At 61.7% G+C, this 17,505-nt stretch carries 19 protein-coding genes; 11 read left to right on the top strand and 8 right to left on the bottom strand.

What is annotated here, in order from left to right:
• The first annotated feature begins 168 nt into the window (after positions 1-168).
• Positions 169-1,287, top strand: a complete 1,119-nt coding sequence (locus AB0O97_RS02480; RefSeq protein WP_363879526.1) for a serine hydrolase domain-containing protein — start codon at positions 169-171, stop codon at positions 1,285-1,287.
• Between the two features lie 10 nt (positions 1,288-1,297).
• Here the strand turns inward: AB0O97_RS02480 and AB0O97_RS02475 are convergent, their stop codons facing one another.
• From AB0O97_RS02475 to AB0O97_RS02455, 5 genes are all read right to left on the bottom strand, one after another.
• Complete coding sequence (locus AB0O97_RS02475; RefSeq protein WP_363879523.1) at positions 1,298-2,815, bottom strand: NAD(P)/FAD-dependent oxidoreductase; 1,518 nt, start codon at positions 2,813-2,815, stop codon at positions 1,298-1,300.
• 10 nt (positions 2,816-2,825) lie between these two features.
• Positions 2,826-3,776, bottom strand: a complete 951-nt coding sequence (locus AB0O97_RS02470) for an ABC transporter substrate-binding protein (protein ID WP_363843724.1) — start codon at positions 3,774-3,776, stop codon at positions 2,826-2,828.
• A gap of 44 nt (positions 3,777-3,820) precedes the next feature.
• Positions 3,821-4,468, bottom strand: a complete 648-nt coding sequence (locus tag AB0O97_RS02465) for an ABC transporter permease (protein WP_363843977.1) — start codon at positions 4,466-4,468, stop codon at positions 3,821-3,823.
• A gap of 131 nt (positions 4,469-4,599) precedes the next feature.
• The gene (locus AB0O97_RS02460) at positions 4,600-5,316 is read right to left on the bottom strand and encodes an ABC transporter permease (protein ID WP_363879520.1); all 717 of its coding nucleotides are present in this window, start codon (positions 5,314-5,316) and stop codon (positions 4,600-4,602) included.
• Complete coding sequence (locus AB0O97_RS02455) at positions 5,316-6,452, bottom strand: ABC transporter ATP-binding protein (protein ID WP_363879671.1); 1,137 nt, start codon at positions 6,450-6,452, stop codon at positions 5,316-5,318. Before AB0O97_RS02455 ends, AB0O97_RS02460 begins: the two co-directional genes overlap by 1 nt.
• Positions 6,453-6,643: 191 nt before the next feature.
• Between AB0O97_RS02455 and AB0O97_RS02450 the strand changes: the two genes are divergently transcribed.
• The 3 genes from AB0O97_RS02450 (at position 6,644) to AB0O97_RS02440 (ending at position 8,582) form a co-directional block, all read left to right on the top strand.
• Positions 6,644-7,648 carry a glutathione S-transferase family protein gene (locus AB0O97_RS02450; protein ID WP_363879517.1) on the top strand — a complete coding sequence of 335 codons (1,005 nt, stop codon included), beginning with the start codon at positions 6,644-6,646 and terminating at the stop codon, positions 7,646-7,648.
• A 44-nt stretch (positions 7,649-7,692) separates the two neighbouring features.
• Complete coding sequence (locus AB0O97_RS02445) at positions 7,693-7,935, top strand: hypothetical protein (RefSeq protein WP_363879514.1); 243 nt, start codon at positions 7,693-7,695, stop codon at positions 7,933-7,935.
• Positions 7,936-7,997: 62 nt separating this feature from the next.
• Positions 7,998-8,582, top strand: a complete 585-nt coding sequence (locus AB0O97_RS02440) for a Fic family protein (RefSeq protein ID WP_363879511.1) — start codon at positions 7,998-8,000, stop codon at positions 8,580-8,582.
• Between the two features lie 79 nt (positions 8,583-8,661).
• Here AB0O97_RS02440 and AB0O97_RS02435 read toward each other — a convergent pair whose 3' ends face one another.
• On the bottom strand, positions 8,662-9,363 hold the full coding sequence (locus tag AB0O97_RS02435) for a hypothetical protein (RefSeq protein ID WP_363879508.1): 702 nt from the start codon (positions 9,361-9,363) through the stop codon (positions 8,662-8,664).
• 148 nt (positions 9,364-9,511) lie between these two features.
• Entirely contained in the window at positions 9,512-10,147 is a 636-nt protein-coding gene (locus tag AB0O97_RS02430; protein WP_363879505.1) for an NAD(P)-binding domain-containing protein, read from the bottom strand.
• A 138-nt stretch (positions 10,148-10,285) separates the two neighbouring features.
• Between AB0O97_RS02430 and AB0O97_RS02425 the strand changes: the two genes are divergently transcribed.
• From AB0O97_RS02425 to AB0O97_RS02395, 7 genes are all read left to right on the top strand, one after another.
• Complete coding sequence (locus AB0O97_RS02425; protein WP_363879502.1) at positions 10,286-10,780, top strand: MarR family transcriptional regulator; 495 nt, start codon at positions 10,286-10,288, stop codon at positions 10,778-10,780.
• 208 nt (positions 10,781-10,988) lie between these two features.
• Positions 10,989-12,044: an ABC transporter substrate-binding protein gene (locus AB0O97_RS02420; protein WP_363879500.1), complete on the top strand. Its 1,056-nt coding sequence runs from the start codon at positions 10,989-10,991 to the stop codon at positions 12,042-12,044.
• Positions 12,045-12,208: 164 nt separating this feature from the next.
• Entirely contained in the window at positions 12,209-13,228 is a 1,020-nt protein-coding gene (locus AB0O97_RS02415; protein ID WP_363879668.1) for an iron ABC transporter permease, read from the top strand.
• A gap of 119 nt (positions 13,229-13,347) precedes the next feature.
• Positions 13,348-14,307, top strand: coding sequence for an iron chelate uptake ABC transporter family permease subunit (locus AB0O97_RS02410; RefSeq protein ID WP_363879664.1), 960 nt, complete (start codon positions 13,348-13,350; stop codon positions 14,305-14,307).
• Position 14,308: 1 nt separating this feature from the next.
• Positions 14,309-15,235 (top strand): ABC transporter ATP-binding protein, encoded by a 927-nt coding sequence (locus AB0O97_RS02405; protein WP_363879496.1) that lies wholly within the window; start codon positions 14,309-14,311, stop codon positions 15,233-15,235.
• Positions 15,232-16,224: a siderophore-interacting protein gene (locus AB0O97_RS02400; RefSeq protein WP_363879493.1), complete on the top strand. Its 993-nt coding sequence runs from the start codon at positions 15,232-15,234 to the stop codon at positions 16,222-16,224. The genes AB0O97_RS02405 and AB0O97_RS02400 overlap by 4 nt, the downstream gene beginning before the upstream one ends.
• Positions 16,225-16,369: 145 nt before the next feature.
• A complete protein-coding gene (locus AB0O97_RS02395; RefSeq protein WP_363879490.1) occupies positions 16,370-16,786 on the top strand; it encodes a VOC family protein in 417 nt (138 codons plus the stop codon).
• Positions 16,787-16,884: 98 nt separating this feature from the next.
• Here AB0O97_RS02395 and AB0O97_RS02390 read toward each other — a convergent pair whose 3' ends face one another.
• Positions 16,885-17,454 carry a helix-turn-helix domain-containing protein gene (locus AB0O97_RS02390; RefSeq protein ID WP_363879487.1) on the bottom strand — a complete coding sequence of 190 codons (570 nt, stop codon included), beginning with the start codon at positions 17,452-17,454 and terminating at the stop codon, positions 16,885-16,887.
• Positions 17,455-17,505 lie beyond the last annotated feature (51 nt).

The following is a 17,505-nucleotide window of genomic DNA, read 5'->3' as shown; positions in this document are numbered from 1 at the left end:
GGACGGCGGGGGAGCTGAATTGTCAGTCTAGTAGGGCTGCCTAGATCCATGGGGCATAAGGAGCAGTGTCCCAGTTGACGGCTGGATAACAGGGGATCAGGTAGCAATTTTTGAGCCGTGGGCGAGCAAATACACGAGACCGCACCGGGCACTCCTTAGAGTGGAACCATGAATTCACCCGCCCAAGGCTTCGCCACGCCCCAGTTCGCCCCCGTCCGGGAGCTCTTCAACACCATGCTCGACGCCGATCCTCGCTATAGCGCGCAGCTCGCCGTCTACGTGGGCGGTGAGCGGGTGCTGAACTTATCGGGCGGGCCCGACTCCGCACCCGACTCGCTGACCGGCGTGTTTTCTTGCTCCAAGGGTGTTGCTGCCTTGGCGTTTAGCTTGTTGGTTCAGGATGGGCTGGTGGATTTGGACGCCACCGTGGCCAGCTATTGGCCTGAGTTTGCGCAGCGGGGCAAGGAAGCCGTGAGTGTTCGTCAGTTGCTTTCGCACCAAGCCGGATTGGTTGGGGTGCCGGCCGGTTTCGCCATGGAGGAATACAACGATCTGCCGACGGTGGCGGACCGACTGGCCGCGATGGCGCCGATGTGGCGCCCTGGCAGCGGTGTTTTCGGCTATCACGCGTTGACTATGGGCGTGTTTCTGGAAGAGCTGTGCCGCCGGATCACTGGTGAACGCCTGCAGGATGTGTACAACCGCCGCATCCGTGAGCCGTTTGCGGCTGATATGTATCTAGGGTTGCCCGAGTCTGAGGAGTCGCGCTTCCGCCCCGTGCTGTTTGACGAGCAGCCGGCGCCGGCGTTTTTTGATCCGTTCTCTATTGCTGGCATCTCCGGGAATGTCCAGGCCGGAAATCTACTGAGCATGCCCAACCTCCGCAGTGTGCGAGCCGGGGGCAGTACCAGTGGTGCCGGAGTGGGATCCGCCGACGGATTGGCCCGCGTTTACGCCGGTGCCATCACCGGGATCGGTGAGATGCCGGCCTACCTGACACCCGAGACCATTGCGTTGATGAGCGAAGAACAGGTGTGGGGGCTCGATCGAGTATTTTGCAACACGAGTGCTTTCGCCGTGACGTTCATGAAATCCCATCCGCGCATGGATTTTGGCAGCGCCGCGGCCTTTGGCCATGAGGGTGCGAACGCATCGCTGGGTTACGCTGACCCGCTGTACGGGATCGGATTCGGCTACGTACCGGCCCGCCAAGAAGAAGGAACCACCACGGGCCGCGCCATGGCGCTCAGCGCCGCCGTGCGGAATGTGATTCTGGCTGGGGGATAGTTGCTGGCGACTATTTGAGCGCTCGCAGGGCTTCCGGGATGGCCCGGTGGAACGTTGGGTACGCGTAAATCATGCTCTGCAGCGTGGCGACAGGGATGCGTGCATGCACGGCTAGAGCCAGCATGGACAGCACCTCTCCACCCATGGGCCCCATGGATGTGGCGCCCACCAGAACACCGGAATCGGCGTCCTCCACGACCTTGATGAAGCCCTGATTGCCTGATTTATGGATCCAACCGCGGGTGGAATCGCCCAATGCAGTGAACCCGGTCCGCACCGAGAGCCCAGCGTCTCGAGCCTGCTTTTCCGTCATGCCGACCACACCGATTTCCGGGTCGGTAAACGTCACCCGAGGCACCGCGTGATTGTCGGCAACACCCCGCTCTGGGGCTCCGGAGTGCCGGGCAAGAATGTGCCCGGTCACAATATTTCCCTGATGCATGGACATGTGGGTGAAGGCGCCGGCCCCCACCGCGTCGCCGATCAAGTAGAGGCCATCGGCCAGCTGCAGGTGCTCGTCAACGGTGGGGGCGCCCTTTTTCTTGACCTTGATGCCTGCTTTAGGCAGCCCCAGTTCGGCCAGCGCCGGGGCGCGTCCTGTTGCCACCAAGAATTGTTCGGCGGACAGCCTGGGCCCGGCCGCTGCCGCTGCGGTGGATGTGGATGTGGATGCGGATGTGGTGGCGGAAGCGGCTGCGCTGGCAGAGTCCGGGCCAGAATCTGTCCCGGCACCTGGCTCACTCTCGGAATTTTCCAAGTGGACTCGGAAACGGCCGCGTGAATGCGAAACGGACGTGACCTCCTTGTTCCACAGAATCTTGATGCCCTCACTACGGAACACCGCAGCGAGCAGTTCGGCAGACTCCGGCTCCTCCTTGGAAATGAGTTGCGAGCCGCGCAGCACCATGGTCACCTTGGTCCCAAAACGCGTGAACGCCTGCGCCAGTTCCACCGCAATGGGCCCGCCGCCCCACACAATCAATGACTTTGGTGCGGTCTGCGCTTGCACGGCTTCCCGGTTGGTCCAGAACGGTGTCCCAGCCAGTCCCGGAACATCCGGCACAACAGGGTTGGAGCCTGGATTGAGCACCACGGCGAGGCGTGCACGGAAGGTGAGGGGGCCGCCGTCGGGCATGGAAACGGTGACCTCGCGGGGACCGGTGAGCCGGCCGGTGCCGCGCACCAGCCTCCCGCCCTTGTCGGTGAAGCGTTTGGCGGCGACGGTGTCATCCCAGTTGTCGGTCGCTTCGGAACGGATGCGCCCTGCCACGGTGGTGAAGTCCGGGGTGACCTCCACGGTGCCGGCGAGGCCCGGAATGCGCAGCGCCTCGGCCACCACATTGCCGCCTCGGATCATCATTTTGGAGGGAATGCAGCCGTAGTACGGGCACTCCCCGCCCACCAGTCTGGCCTCCACACCCACCACGGACAGGCCGGCGGCGGCCAGCTCGCCAGCTACCGATTCCCCACCCGGTCCCATGCCGAGCACCACAACATCAACAGTCTCCGGCTTGTTCGCGGCGGCCATAAAAAGCTCCTTACTTGGTGATGCCCTTGTCCTTGAGCCACGCGGCTGCAGCGGCCTTGGGGTCCATCTTTTGATCGCCTTCAACCTGTGTGCGCAAGGCAATCAGATCGTCCGTGGTGAGCTGCTTGGAGACGTTGTTCAAGGCAGTAGTGCCGGCCTCGTTGAGTTTGTCGGTCTTGATGATGGGCAGTACCTGCTGTGCGCCGATCAGACCCTTGGGATCCTCCAAAACCACCAACTTGTTGGCGGTGATTTCAGGGGAGGTGGTGAAAATATCGGCAATCTGGACTTCATTGTTGAGCAGGGCCTTGACGTTCAGAGCCTCCGTGCTGGCACTGAACGCCTTGAAATCCTTGGGGACACAGTCGTAGACCGATTTCAGGCCCGGCAAACCGTAAGGTCGGGTCTGGAATTCCGACGGCGCCGCGAGCGTCAGCTCACCGCACACCGGCGCCAGATCCGCGATGGAGGTCAGGTTGTACTTGGCAGCGATTTCAGGCGTCACCACAATGGCGTCCTTATCCTCTGCGGCGGCCGCATCCAAAATGCTCAGGCCAGCGGGCATTTTGCCCGGAAGCGCTGCCAGAATGCCGGGACCGTCAATAATAGTGTTGCTCGTGTCCAGGTATCCCAGCAGGTTTCCGGTGTATTCGGGGACCACATCGATGGAACCGTCTTCGAGTGCCTTCATGTAGACGTCGCGGGCGCCAATGTTCAACTTGGTGCTGGCCGTGACGCCGGCCGCGTTCAACGCGCCAGCATAAATTTCGGCCAGGATGGCGTTCTCGGGGAAGTTCGCCGAGCCCACCACCACGGATCCGGACCCGTCACCAGAGCCGGCTGCGGAGCTGTTTGTGCCCAGCGGATCGCCGCCGCCACACGCCGTGACAGCGAGGGCTACGGTGAGTCCTGCGGCTGCCCCAAGCAGTGAGCGGCGGGTCGGCATGGAATTCTTCTTCATGATGTTTCTCCTGTACCTCGGGGAATCTTAAAACTATGTGAAATTCAGGGCAGAGCAGCGGTGTTGTGCTCTGGGGCCGCCTTGACCGTCTGTAAACCTGGTGAGACCACGGTGCGCTGCAGCAGGGCCAGCACGCCGTCAATCGCAATGGCGAGGACCGCAATCACTACGGCGCCACCTAATACTTGACCGTAATCCTGCACTGCAAGGCCGTCAATGATGTAACGCCCCAGTCCGCCCAGGCTGATAAAGGCCACCACGGCCACCGTAGAGATGACCTGCAGCACGGCCGATCGGAGCCCGCCCAACATGACCGCGAGCCCATTGGGGACCTCCACGCTAAAAAGGATCTGCCGCTCGGTCATGCCCATGCTGCGTGCGGCATCAACTATTTGACGGTCGACGGCGGCGATCCCGGCATAGGTGCCTGTCAAAATTGGCGGCACCGCCAACAGTACTAGGGACCAAATAGCTGGCATGAGGGACAGTGCTGAGCTGGCCAGCAGCGCAAACAGCGTCATGATGCCCAGGGTTGGCAGCGCACGCAGCATGCCTGCTAGGGAAACCACCACACCGCGCCCCCGGCCCGTGTGCCCAACGTACAGCCCAATGGGCACGGCAATGGCCAGGGAAATCAGCAGGGTCAGCCCTGAGTAGCCGAGGTGTTCCATTACCCGGACGGGAACGCCCATCGGTCCCTGCCAATTTGTAGGGTCGGTGAGCCACTGCCAACCTTGGCTGAACGGGTCCTTGGTGGTGTAGGTGGTCAGTGGCTGCGCCGTGAAGGGAAGGCTGGTGATGGGAAGGGAAGCTGTGGAGAGGCTCATGCTGACACCTCCGACGTCGTGCTTGAAGTGTTTGAATCACTTGCAGTATGTGAGGAACCCCTAGAACGGCTGGCGGATTTATTGCTGCGGAGCCAGGGCGTCAACAGTCTTTGCAGCAGCACCAAGACCACGTCCATGAGCAGCGCCAGGACCAGGGTGCCCACGATCCCCACCACAATCTCGGTGGGGAAGTTTCGCTGCAGGCCGTCGGTGAAGAGGAAGCCCAAGCTGGGGATGCCGAGCAGCGAACCTACGCTGACCAGCGAGATATTGCTGACCGAGATGACGCGTAATCCGGCAAAAAGAACGGGGATGGACAGGGGTAGATCCACGCTGAGGAAGCGCTGCACAGGGCGGTATCCCATGGCCGTGGCAGCCTGCCGGAGGTTGTCATCCACCGAGTTCAGGGCGTCGAGGGTGGAGCGAACCAGCAGCGCCACGGCGTAGATGGTCAGCGCCACAATGATGTTCGTGAAGTCCAGGATTCTGGTGCCCAGGATGCTCGGGAGGATGACGAACAGGGCCAGCGACGGCACCGTGTACAGCAGCGACCCCACGGACAAAATGATGCCGCTAGCCACCTTGTTGACCCGCGCCAGCTGCGCCAACGGGACAGCGATGAGGACGCCGAGCACCAGCGGCACGATCGCCTGAATCAAGTGGTAGCCGGCAAGGTTGAATACCTGCGGCCGATTGTCCAGAAACCATTCCATCAGCTTCGGCTTTCGCGCGTGGACTCGATGGCCGCTAGGACCTCTTGGGCATGCACGACGCCGGTCACTCGCCCCTCGCTGTCCACGGAGACTCCCAGCCCGGACGGCGAGGATAACGCCGCGTCCAAGGCGTTGCGGAGAGGATCGCCGGCGTGGAAGAGGGATCCGCCGGGGACCAACTGCGGCTGGTCCGGAACTTGGGCGCCGGGGGCGAGCCAGCCCAGCGGCCGGCCGTCATCGTCCACAACCAGCGCCCAAGCCGTCGATGCGCTGCCAAGGTGGGTGTCGGCGTCGTGCTTCCCAGCGCCCGACTTCTCCGTGCAGGCCTTCTCCGTGCGGGCCAGAGGGGCCGGATGGATGGGCACGGACTCGCCGCCGCTGAAGGATAGGCGCCGGAAACCGCGGTCGCGGCCCACAAAGTTGGCCACGAAATCATCGACGGGGGCACGGAGGATTTCCTCCGGGGGAGCGTACTGGGCCACGCGCCCGCCCGTGGCGAAAACGGCGACCCGGTCTCCGAGGATGGTGGCCTCGTCGATGTCGTGGGTGACAAAAATGATGGTCTTGGCCAGCTCGCGCTGCAACCGCAACAACTCCTGCTGGAGCTCGGCACGGACCACCGGATCCACGGCGGAGAAGGGCTCATCCATGAGCAAAACGGGCGGATCGGCGGCCAGTGCGCGAGCAACTCCCACGCGCTGTTGCTGACCGCCGGAAAGCTGATTGGGGTAGCGATCTGCCATGGCGGCAGGCAGGCCCACGGTGGCGAGTAGCTCGAGGGAACGCTTCTTGGCCTGCGCGCGCGGCACCTTGTTCAGGCGCAGCACGGTGGCAATGTTCTCGATCACGGTGCGGTGCGGGAGCAGTCCAGCCTGTTGCATGACGTAGCCCATGGAACGGCGGAGTTCGTGAGCGGGGATGGTGCTGACGTCACGTCCGTCCACGGTGATGGTGCCGGCGGTGGGCTCCACCATGCGGTTGATCATGCGCAGAGATGTGGTTTTGCCGCAGCCCGAGGGGCCAACAAAGACGGTGATCTTGCCACGTTCAATGCTGAGATTGAGGTTTTCAACAGCTGCTTGGCCCGTTTGAAAAACCTTGCTGACACCTTGGAACTGGACCATGGCGTTGCCAATCTGGCCAGCCAATTCCTGGTCAGAACGGCTACTGTCCTGGCGTGTGACGGTAAGTCTTTGGTCCGTCATGTGTGGATCCTCACTGTTGGTGGCGTTCTTGTGAATCGTTCACCTGGTGCCTGTTGATCATAGTCAGGGTCTATTTGTCACGTAAAGCGGATAGCCGGCGGGCAGTGTCTTAGGCTAACCCTATGGACACTTCGAATTCGGAATTCAGCACCAAGGGCGCCTACGTTACCGGGGCCGAGTACACGCGGGACACCAACTACATTGAAACCCGTATTACGCGCGGCGGCGAGGATGGCTACCCCGTGGAGGCAGGGCGATACCGTTTGGTAGTTTCCCGGGCGTGCCCGTGGGCGCACCGCTCCACCATTGTTCGGCGTCTGCTGGGCCTTGAAGACGCAATCTCGATTGGCGTTTGTGGACCCACGCACGATGTCCGCTCCTGGACCTTTGACCTCGATGACGGCGGTGTTGACCCCGTTCTGGGGATTGAGCGTTTGCAGGACGCGTACTTCAAGCGCACCCCCAACTACCCGCGCGGCATCACGGTTCCGGCCATCGTTGATGTGCCCAGCGGCGCCGTCGTGACCAATAACTTCCCGCAGATCACGCTCGATTTCTCTACCGAGTGGACCGAATTCCATCGCGACGGCGCCCCGGACCTCTACCCGGAAGCCCTTCGCGAAGAAATGGCCGTGGTCAACAAGCGCATTTTCACCGAGGTCAACAACGGCGTGTATCGCTGTGGCTTTGCCGGCAGCCAGGAATCCTATGACGCCGCATATGAGCGCCTGTTCGTTGCCCTTGACTGGCTCGAGGAACGCCTGGCCACGCAGCGGTACCTCATGGGGGATTCCATCACCGAGGCCGATGTCCGCCTTTTCACCACCCTGGTCCGCTTCGATGCCGTCTACCACGGGCACTTCAAATGCAACCGGAACAAGCTCAGCGAGATGCCCGTACTGTGGGCCTACGCTCGCGATCTGTTCCAGACGCCCGGCTTCGGCGACACCGTGAACTTTGAGCAGATCAAGGCGCATTACTACATCGTTCACACCGATCTGAACCCCACCCAGATTGTTCCGCTTGGCCCGGATACTTCGGGATGGACGACGGCGCACGGCCGGCAGTCACTCGGTGGCTCACCTTTCGGAAACGGAACCGCCCCCACCCGTCCGGTGGACGCGTAGGGCCACTTGGTAGAATAGCCAGTAGATATGGAGAGGGGGCCGTCATGGCCGCTGAGTTTGATATCGAGGGCCGCTGGCCGGAGCTGTTTGAGCAACTGGATGCCGTGCAGCGACGTGCCGTTGTGCAGTCCTTGGCCGCTGCCTGGCATGAGGGTTGGGAGCCCAACCGCGAGGATGTCGAGAACTTGACCGACGAAGCACGTGGCGCCATAGACGGTGCCGAATACCTGCGGCGTGTGCGTGAGGCGGCCGAGCATCATCGCCAGGTGGCGGCAGCTCAGCGCTGATGGCCTCTGAGAGCGAGTTGTGGGCGTCATACTTCTACCCGGAGACGTACAACGCTGCAACGATGAGGGGCACACTCCGCAACTGGTTTGAGGAACGCGACGCCGGAGTGCTGAGCAGCCTCGAATACGGCGTGACAGTCCGGCGGGAACGTCAGCTGCTGAGCGGAGACGCCGCGGTGCCACGCACCTACGACGCCAACCACGTGCGGGCCATCCACCGGCATTTGTTTCAAGACATTTACAACTGGGCCGGGGAGTATCGGACAGTAAACATCTTCAAAGGCACGCCAGGCGGATTCGCAAAAGTGCTGGGTGGCGAGATTGAGCGCTATCTGGGTGACATGGCGGAGCTGGTTAAATCGACTCCATGGGCGGGACTTGATCGCGGGGAGTTCGCGGAACACTGCGCAGCAGTGTTCGCATATCTCAACCAAGCTCACCCATTTCGCGAGGGTAATGGCCGCACCTCAAAGGTCTTCATGGCTCAAGTATCTGAGTTGTCACGGTATTCATTCGACTACAGCCTCGTGACCCCGGCCGACTGGAACGAGGCCTCGAAGTGGTCGGGCCCTGATCTCTTTGCGTACCCGCCGCACCCCGCGTCGCTGGTGCCCGTCTTCCTCGCGATGACGGTGGGGCACGCGTAGCCGCGGCAGGATCGTTGGTCTAGCTCTTCTTGGAGAAAGTGCCCCACCCGATTAAACCGATGACAACGATGACGCCAAACTAAAATGGGAGATTGTGCTTTTCTAACGGAGAGACAATCAGTAAGCCCGTGATCTTGCCTGAGCCGTTGTAAGCGACCCGACCCAGCCACTCTCCGGCCTCATGATTGAGCATCGTCTGACCCACCAGACCGCCGGACAGGAGTTGGTTGATCTGTTGCAAGATGACGTTCCGGCCATCGGAAGTTTGTGTCACGGTGTCGGTGCATGAAATCAAGGGGCCCGTGGCAGAAACCACTTGGTTCCACACCGACATGACCTTCTTCTTGGTGAGTAATCTTGAGCAGCTGAACGTCATCAGTGCCTTGACCCCTGCATAATTGTCCTCACTGAGCATCTGGAACACAGCCTCTGTGCGTGCCTGCAGATCTACGATCGGTTTATTCATGATTTCTCCCCTTGCATCGTGAGTTTCCGGTGCACCAAACCGCTTGTAGACTGCCTGCCTCGATACGCCAAAAGCATTCCCGATCTGTTGCCATGAAGCCCCGCGTACCCGGGCTGCCTCGACAGAGTTACGCAGGTGACGTTCGGCGGCGTGCTCAATTTCAAGCGCGAGTTCAATGCCGGCTGTGTTTTGCCCAGAGGACTGCCCAGAGTCATGTGCAGCGCTCTGATCGGAGTCTCTGGGGATAGCCTGACGGCTCGCTTGATTGACGAGCTTCAAGAGCCTAGCCAGCGGGTCGAGCTCAGCTTCAGTCATGAATCGACTCTAACAAAAAAGCGTGATCCGTCAATCTAACTTTGACAGATCACGCTTTTTTCAGTTCATGTGCTGGAACCGGATGGGCCCACGCTCGCCAGGTTCCCGGGAAATCGCGCCAGCGATTTATCGGGCCGGCGAGTGGGGATTAGCCGACGATCTTCAGGCCGGTGTTCCAGTTGAAGGTTTCGAAGGCGGGGTTGGCCTGGAGGGTCATGACCAAGAACTGGAAGCCTTCCAGTTCGCGTGAGCGCTTGAGTGCACCAACCACGATGGGGCGCATGCCGCCGTCGGTCATGAGTGAGGCTACGGCTGCTGTTGCATCGGCGTTGTCGCCAGCAATGAAGCCATCGAGGATCTGGCCTTCCGTTTCGCCGGCAATCAAGGCACCAGCGAACGTGGTGTTGAAGGCTTTGACCACATTGCCGGGGGTCAGTGCGGCGATTTCTTCAGCGGCAGAGGTGCCGGGGGCAACAACTAGGGAATCGAAGGTCTCGAAGTTCACCGGGTTGGTGATGTCAACAACGGTCTTGCCGGCCAGTGCGGCGCCGTAGGAGGTAACAACTTCCTTGGCGGCATCGAACGGCAGTGCCAACACCACGATGTCGCCGGCGGGGGCCTGGCCAACGGTGCCCGAGGTGACGTTCGTACCGAGCTCTGCGGCCACGGCGGCTGCCTTGTCGGCGTCGCGGTTCAAAAGTTCAACGCTACGTCCAGCAGCAAGGGCTCGGGTTGCAATGCCGCGTGCCATGTTTCCGGTACCGATGATGGTGATGGTGTTCATGATGGTCCTGCTTTCTAATGAATGGCTGGAAGTCGTTTACTTGAAGCTACAACTAAAGCGTAAGCATATTTGATTGAAGTGTCAAGTAAAAATGTCCAAGTCCCTCGGCTCTACTCGGATTCATGAAAAGATGGCGCCATGACTGAGTTGGAACCGCGCTGGCTAAATGACGAAGAACGCTCCGCATGGTTGGCGGTGCTTGCCATCACCACTTTGCTGCCCGGAGCCTTGGAAGCCCCACTCCAACAGGCTGCCAAGTTGTCACTTTTTGAGTACAACGTGCTTGCGATGCTGTCCGAGGCGGAGGGCGGCATCCTGCCGATGAGCGAGCTCGCCGCCAGGACTAGCGCGTCACTTTCGAGACTTTCCCATGTGGCAAAGAAGCTCCACTCACGCGGATTGGTGCAGCGCTCAGTTCATGCCGACGATGCACGCGTGACGCAGACCGCCATTACCGAGCTCGGCGTGAAGCTAATTCAAGGCTTGGCTCCTGCGCATGTGGAATCTGTGCGGGAGCTCATCTTCGATCAGCTGAACGGTGACGATGTGGCGGACCTTGCTCGCGTGGGTCGAAAGCTAGTCCGGGGCTTGGATGAGCAACACTGGACACTCCGCCCACCAGCGCAGCCCTAGGTGGCCACGGGTAGCACCTCGAAAAGGTGATGCTGACCACATTTCGGCTGTGAATTTCCTGATTTTTCCGGCCCCGTCGCCTAAGACTATGGCGGCAAACGTCAAATAGGGCAGCAAAACGTTCCCTAATGAGGCTTTAATGCCGTAACGTAGCTAAGGCTTGCCTAACTGAGGTAAGTGTTCGCTGGGGTCACCGTTAGGAAACACATTGGAATTTTCACGTCGTCAGGGTTTGAAGTTGGGTCTGTTTGCTTCGGTAGCAGCATTGGGAGTTGGCCTTGCGGGCTGCTCCACGGGCACCACTGGCGGTTCGGATGCCCAGACGACGCAGGCCTCGACTGACACTTTCCCTGTCACCATCAAGCACATTTACGGCGAAACAGTCATCGAAAAAGCCCCGCAGCGCGTCGCCACGGTGTCCTGGGTCAACGACGACGTTGCCATTGCCTTGGGTGTCATCCCCGTGGGCATGCCCAAGAACGACTGGGGCGGAAACGCTCAGGGTTCAACCCCGTGGAAGGACGCAGCCTTGGAAAAGGCTGGCGCAGCCATTGGCAGTGCGAAGGCCCCGGCCCAGTACTCGGAAGTCGACGGCATCAACTTCACCGAGATCGCCAAGACCACCCCGGACATCATCCTGGCCGCCTACTCGGGTCTGAAGCAGGAAGACTATGACAAGCTCAGCAAGATCGCCCCCGTCATCGCCTTCCCGGAGACCGCCTACGGCACCTCATGGCAGGATTCAACCACCATGATCGGCGCGGCACTGGGCAAGTCCGCTGCCGCCAAGGACCTCATCACAGCCACCGAAAAGACCATCGAGGACCAGGCCGCAAAGTACCCGTCCATCAAGAGCAAGACCTTCATCTACGGCAATCTGGACCCCGGCGCCGCAGAAGCCGTCTCCGTCTTTACCTCCGGCGACAACCGGCCCAAGTTCCTCACCAGCATCGGAATGGAGCTGGCGCCGGTCATCGTTGCGGCGGAAAAGGGCGTCGATGCCTTCTACCTGCCCTGGTCCGCCGAGAAGGCCAATGAACTCGATTCCCAGGTGTTTGTCAGTTGGGTGGCCGATGAGAAGGCCAAGGACGCGATCGTGAAAGACCCTCTGCTGGGCCAGATCCCTGCCGTCAAAAAGGGCGCCTTTGTCACCGACTCCGACAACACCCTCACGCTGTCCATCTCCGCCTCCTCCCCGCTGAGCCTGCCGTGGACGCTGGACAAGTTCCTGCCCCTGCTCGGCGCCGCAGCGGACAAGGCCTAAGGAAGCCGCCAGTGACAAGCGCACCAGCTGTTGCGAGGGGAGGCTCGACGCCGGAAACGGCTTCGCTGCCATCCTCCGCTGCCGCCGGGGCCACCCGGGACACCCGCAAGTCGGGTTCCTTGGTTGAGCCCGGGGTCAGGAATGCTGCACCCGAAGGCAAGGGCATGACGTCCGGGGTGCGGACGTTCAGCAACCGCCGCCGCCTCGCGTGGCTGGTGGTGCTGGCTGCCGTCCTGGTCCTAGTCGCACTGTTGTCGCTGGCTGTGGGCGCCCGCAACATTTCACTGTTCACGGTGGTGGAGGCCGTGTTCAACTTTGACCCGGCCAATGGAGATCACGCAGTGGTGTCCTCGCGCATGGTGCGCACCGTTGCCGGTCTGGTGGTTGGCCTGTCGCTGGGCCTGGCCGGCACCTCCATGCAGGGCGTTGCGCGCAACCCCCTTGCGGATCCCGGCATCTTGGGGATCAACGCCGGAGCCGCACTGGCAGTGGTGGCAGGCATCTTCTTCTTTGGCGCGGCAGGCGTCTCCAGCTACCTGTGGTTTGCCTTCGGCGGCAGTGCAGTCGCCGCCGTCGTGGTTTATGCGGTGGCCAGCCTAGGACGCTCCGGGGCAACCCCCGTGAAGCTTGCCCTGGCCGGGGCTGCGATGGCCGCGGGGATGGGCTCGCTCATGAGTGCCATGCTGGTCACCAGCCAGGACTCCCTGGAACTGTTCCGCAGCTGGCAGGTGGGCGCGCTCGCCGGGAAATCGTGGGACTCCGTCCTTTCCGTGCTGCCGTTCGTGCTTCTTGGCGCCATCATTCTGCTGTGCTCCGGGCGGCTCCTGAACACCTTGGCCCTGGGTGACGACATGGCCCGCGGTTTGGGGCAGCGCCCCGGACTGGGACGGGCAATCTCTGCGGTGGGCATTGTGCTGCTGTGTGGCTCGGCCACCGCACTGGCCGGGCCCATCGCCTTTATCGGACTGGTTGTCCCGCACCTGCTGCGCGGCCTTGTGGGCCCCGACTACCGCTGGCTGCTGCCCTTGTCACTGCTGGCGGCCCCGGTGATTTTGCTGCTGGCCGACATTCTCGGGCGCGTGATCCTGCTCCCCGGCGAAGTACCGGCCGGGATTTTGGCGGCCATGATGGGCGCCCCGATCTTCATTGCCGTGGTGCGGCGCGGAAAGCAGGCGGAACTGTGAGCCTGCTGGAGAAAAACACCATGCCCAAACCAGCGCTGCCCAAGGCAGCGCTGCCTCAGGCAACCGGCGCCTGGGTGCGCGAACAGCGCAAGGCCCCGCGCCGCCGTCGAACCTTCATCATGGGTGGCATGGGACTGCTGGTCTTCGCCTTGCTTGCCGTGAACGTCCTGCTGGGAAGCTACACCGTCACCATCCCCGACTTCCTCGCCATGCTCGGCGGGGAAAACATTCCCGGTGCGAGCTTCATCGTCATGGAAAATAAGCTGCCGCAGGCGATCCTGGGTCTGCTGGCCGGGGCCTCCTTCGGCGTGGCCGGGGCCATCTTCCAGACAATGCTGCGCAATCCGCTCGCCAGCCCGGACATCATCGGCATCAGCTACGGTGCCAGTGCCACGGCCGTTGCCGCCATCGTGCTGTTCGGTGTCCGCGGCGCAGGAATCTCCGTGGCCGCGATCATTGGGGCGCTGGCCGTGGCGCTGCTCATCACCATGCTGGCACGCGGTCGCGGCGGCACCGGGCTGATCCTCATTGGCATTGGTGCAGCCGCCTTCATGCAGGCCGCCGTCACGTTCCTGCTGTCCCGGGCTGACACGACCAGCGCCCAGGAGATCATGGTGTGGCTGACGGGCTCGCTGAACTCGGCCAACTGGGAACGGGTCGCCATCCTGGCCGTGGCGCTGCTGGTGCTGGTGCCGTTCACCGCCGCCGGGTCTCGGGATTTGCGCGGGCTGTCCCTGGGTGACGACACCGCGGCCGGACTTGGTTTCAGTGTTTCGCGCGCCCGCGGGCTGCTGACAATCATGGGCGTGCTCCTGGCAGCCCTGCCCACGGCAGCCGCCGGGCCCATCGCCTTCGTGGCATTCCTCTCGGGACCCATTGCCAAACGCCTCAACGGGGGAGCTGCCAGCCTGCCGCTGTCGGCACTGGTGGGTGCCGCCATTGTGCTGGCCGCAAATTTCATGGCAGTCAACGCCATCCCGGGAACCTCACTTCCTGTCGGAGTCGTCACGGGAGCGCTGGGCGCACCCTTCCTGCTCTGGCTGCTGATTTCATCCAACCGCGCCAACCAAGGAGGCTGAGATGACCAAAAGTGCATCGAAACCCACTGACAGCACGCGTGATGCAACACTGTCAGCCCGCGGGCTGTCCCTGGCTTATGGGGAACGGCACATCGTGGAGAACCTCGACGTCGAACTGCCTGCGGGCAAGGTGACCATCATTGTGGGCGCCAATGCCTGCGGCAAATCCACCTTGCTGCGCGGCTTGGCCCGGCTGCTTAAGCCAAGTGCCGGCGTCGTCCATCTCAATGGGACCGACATCCACAAGGTGCCCACCCGAGATCTGGCCCGCAAACTCGGCATCCTGCCGCAGACGCCCACGGCGCCGGACGGCATTAGCGTGGCCGATCTTGTGGGGCGCGGCCGCAGTCCCCACCAGGGCTGGTTCCGCCAGTGGACCCCGGCCGACGACGACGCCGTGGCCGCCGCGCTGAACGTCACCGGCACGGCCGAGCTGGCCAATCGAAGTATTGACGAGCTCTCCGGCGGGCAACGGCAACGGGTCTGGATTGCCATGGCTCTGGCGCAGGAAACTGATGTGTTGCTGCTGGATGAGCCCACCACCTACCTGGATCTGGCACATCAGGTGGAGGTGCTTGATGTGGTCTCCGAGCTCAACGCCCGGCGCGGCATCACGGTGGCCATCGTGCTGCATGACCTGAATTTGGCCGCGCGCTACGCCGACCATTTGATTGCCATGAAGCACGGCGACATTGTGGCGCAAGGTGCCCCGGCCGAGGTGCTGACCGCCGAACTGGTGCAAGAAGTATTCGGGCTCGAATCGGTGGTGGTGCCCGATCCTGTGGTGGGCACGCCCATGGTGGTGCCGGTGGGGCGCCGGGCGGCGCTGTTGGCTGACGCCGCGGCGCAACGCTTAGCTATCTCAGAGCCGCCCGCATCAGAATTGTTCGCAACCGAATTTTCCGTAGTAGAAGGAGTACAGGCATGAGCTCGGCAATCTTGGAAAATGAGGCCGCTATGGTCGCGGCTCTTGAGGCGGATCCGATCAAGCCCATGCGGGTCTTTGATCTGCAGGTCAGTGCCGTGCAGCGGTTGAGTGAGCATTTCCGGCGCATCACCCTCACTGGCCCGGACCTTGATTTGTTTGGTTCTAACGCTGAGGGTGAAACCCTGGATCTGCGCGTTAAGATCATGATTCCCTCGCCGGGCTATGCGCTGCCGGAGTTCAGCAATATTCGCGGCTCGCTGCAGGATGACTGGTACCAAACGTGGCGTGGACTGGATGAATCGGTGCGTGGGGTAATGCGCACCTACACCGTCCGTAGCCTGCGCCGCGCCGTTCCTGCCTCGGAGCATTCCCCTGCTGTCCCGGCGGAGATGGACATTGACTTTGTGTTGCACCTGGACGGCGGATCGGGGCCTGCCGCCGAGTGGGCCGCCTCCGCTGTAGTGGGGGATGCTCTGCTGCTAGTTGGTCCTTGCGCGCGCTGGGGCGACTGCTTGGGCATCGAGTTTGCGCCCGGCGAAGCAGAACGCGTACTGCTCGTGGGAGATGAGACGGCAGTTCCTGCCATTGCCGCCATTTTGGAAACCCTGCCACCGCATATCAGCGGTCAGGCCGTGCTGGAAGTTCCCGCGGCCGCGGATTTTCTGGACATCTCCACGCCAGCCAACGTTGAAATCCTGTGGCTTGCTCGGGGCGGCATGGTTCACGGTGAGGCCTTGTCCGAAGCGGTGCGATCGCTCATTGCCCCGGCGGCATGCGATGTGGGCGAGGAGCCTGAAGAGGTAGATATTGACGCCTCTATCCTGTGGGAGACCCCGGTTGGCACTGCCGGCCACGGCCTGTATGCCTGGATCGCCGGAGAGGCTGCCGCCATTCGCGACCTACGCCGCTACCTGGTGCGCGATGTGGGCATGGACAGGAATGCTGTGGCGTTCATGGGCTACTGGCGCAAGGGGCAAGCGCTGTCGTAGCAGAAATTGCTGCGCGGCGGCGGAAGCTTTTTTGCACATGCTTTTCGCACAATCACCCTCGGGAAACTGCTGACATGTGGGGTGGATCGGTGGATACTTTCACTTATCCCATCCGTGATCAGTGCCTGACGCCAGGAGAAATGCCATGACGGTCCGTCTTACCCCGTATCTGAACTTTCGTGACACTGCTAAGGCTGCGTTGGAGTTCTATCAGTCCGTCTTTGGTGGCACGCTAGCGATGAGTACGTACGCAGAATTTAGTATGTTTGAAGACCCCGCCGAGTCCGGAAAAATCATGCATGGCATGGTGTCCGGAGACCACGATGTGGTCATCATGGGAGCGGATGTGCCCAATTCAATGGAACTTGGAGCTAATTCCAGTGTTTGCCTCTCTGGTGACGACGAGGCTGTGCTGCGCGGCTGGTGGGCCGGACTGCTCGACGGCGCAACAGTGGCCGAGCCTCTGACGAAAGCGCCGTGGGGTGACACCTTTGGCCTGCTGACGGACAAGTTTGGCGTGCCGTGGATGGTTAATATCGACGGATCGTCCAAGGCTTCGTAGCAGCCCGCAATATGCCTGAGTGCAGCCCTGACTACAGGAGCCGCAGCATTTGCTGTGTTAGCGTTCGCTAAAAACGTGCCATAGCTGGGATAGCCTTTTTAGCCCTGCAGTAGCGCTAATGCTGTGTCCAAGGTGGCCAGCGCCTGAGCGTTATCGATGCGGGACAAGGTCATGGCTGCGATCACTAGAGAGCTGAGCACCGTGGCCAACTGGAGGCGGGCGCCGTCGTCCATTTCTGGGTGAAGGGCAGCGGCACCGCGGCCTAGCGCACTCTTTAACTCTTCCCGATATCCAGCGATGGCTTGGCTGACGGCGGTCTCGTTCGAAATCGGCGCGCCGGCCGCATTCAGGAGCAGGCAGCCGCTGTGGGACTGCAGCGAATCGGCTTGACTCAGTGCTTGGCGCAGGCCGGTGAAATAGTTAGTGAGCGCGTCCGGGGCCACATTGGCGTCCGCCAAAGGCTGAAGTCGTGGGCGGATGATCTCGCGGAGATAACTGGCCACAGCAGCATCAAAAAGCCCGCGCTTGTTGCCAAAGGCATGATAAATGCTGGACCGGCTCAGTCCCGTGGCACGCTCAAGCTCAGGGAGAGAAGCCTCCTCGTAACCGCGCTCCCAAAAAACTGCCCGCGCAGAGCGAACTGCATCGTCCGTATCAAACGTTTGCATGCGTCCCAAGTGAGCCCCTCACTTTGTGAATCGATCAGTCCACTATATAGT

It is taken from the genome of Specibacter sp. NPDC078692 (assembly GCF_040686835.1).
Lineage (GTDB): Bacteria > Actinomycetota > Actinomycetes > Actinomycetales > Micrococcaceae > Specibacter.
This window is presented reverse-complemented; position numbering and strand designations above follow the sequence as displayed.

Bases quoted from the DNA above. Each gene is read 5' to 3' on its own strand.
- AB0O97_RS02480 (WP_363879526.1), top strand. From the start codon at position 169: ATGAATTCACCCGCCCAAGGCTTCGCCACGCCCCAGTTCGCCCCCGTC.
- AB0O97_RS02475 (WP_363879523.1), bottom strand. From the start codon at position 2,815: ATGGCCGCCGCGAACAAGCCGGAGACTGTTGATGTTGTGGTGCTCGGC.
- AB0O97_RS02470 (WP_363843724.1), bottom strand. From the start codon at position 3,776: ATGAAGAAGAATTCCATGCCGACCCGCCGCTCACTGCTTGGGGCAGCC.
- AB0O97_RS02465 (WP_363843977.1), bottom strand. From the start codon at position 4,468: ATGGGCGTTCCCGTCCGGGTAATGGAACACCTCGGCTACTCAGGGCTG.
- AB0O97_RS02460 (WP_363879520.1), bottom strand. From the start codon at position 5,316: ATGGAATGGTTTCTGGACAATCGGCCGCAGGTATTCAACCTTGCCGGC.
- AB0O97_RS02450 (WP_363879517.1), top strand. From the start codon at position 6,644: ATGGACACTTCGAATTCGGAATTCAGCACCAAGGGCGCCTACGTTACC.
- AB0O97_RS02445 (WP_363879514.1), top strand. From the start codon at position 7,693: ATGGCCGCTGAGTTTGATATCGAGGGCCGCTGGCCGGAGCTGTTTGAG.
- AB0O97_RS02440 (WP_363879511.1), top strand. From the start codon at position 7,998: ATGAGGGGCACACTCCGCAACTGGTTTGAGGAACGCGACGCCGGAGTG.
- AB0O97_RS02435 (WP_363879508.1), bottom strand. From the start codon at position 9,363: ATGACTGAAGCTGAGCTCGACCCGCTGGCTAGGCTCTTGAAGCTCGTC.
- AB0O97_RS02430 (WP_363879505.1), bottom strand. From the start codon at position 10,147: ATGAACACCATCACCATCATCGGTACCGGAAACATGGCACGCGGCATT.
- AB0O97_RS02425 (WP_363879502.1), top strand. From the start codon at position 10,286: ATGACTGAGTTGGAACCGCGCTGGCTAAATGACGAAGAACGCTCCGCA.
- AB0O97_RS02415 (WP_363879668.1), top strand. From the start codon at position 12,209: ATGACGTCCGGGGTGCGGACGTTCAGCAACCGCCGCCGCCTCGCGTGG.
- AB0O97_RS02410 (WP_363879664.1), top strand. From the start codon at position 13,348: ATGGGTGGCATGGGACTGCTGGTCTTCGCCTTGCTTGCCGTGAACGTC.
- AB0O97_RS02405 (WP_363879496.1), top strand. From the start codon at position 14,309: ATGACCAAAAGTGCATCGAAACCCACTGACAGCACGCGTGATGCAACA.
- AB0O97_RS02400 (WP_363879493.1), top strand. From the start codon at position 15,232: ATGAGCTCGGCAATCTTGGAAAATGAGGCCGCTATGGTCGCGGCTCTT.
- AB0O97_RS02395 (WP_363879490.1), top strand. From the start codon at position 16,370: ATGACGGTCCGTCTTACCCCGTATCTGAACTTTCGTGACACTGCTAAG.
- AB0O97_RS02390 (WP_363879487.1), bottom strand. From the start codon at position 17,454: ATGCAAACGTTTGATACGGACGATGCAGTTCGCTCTGCGCGGGCAGTT.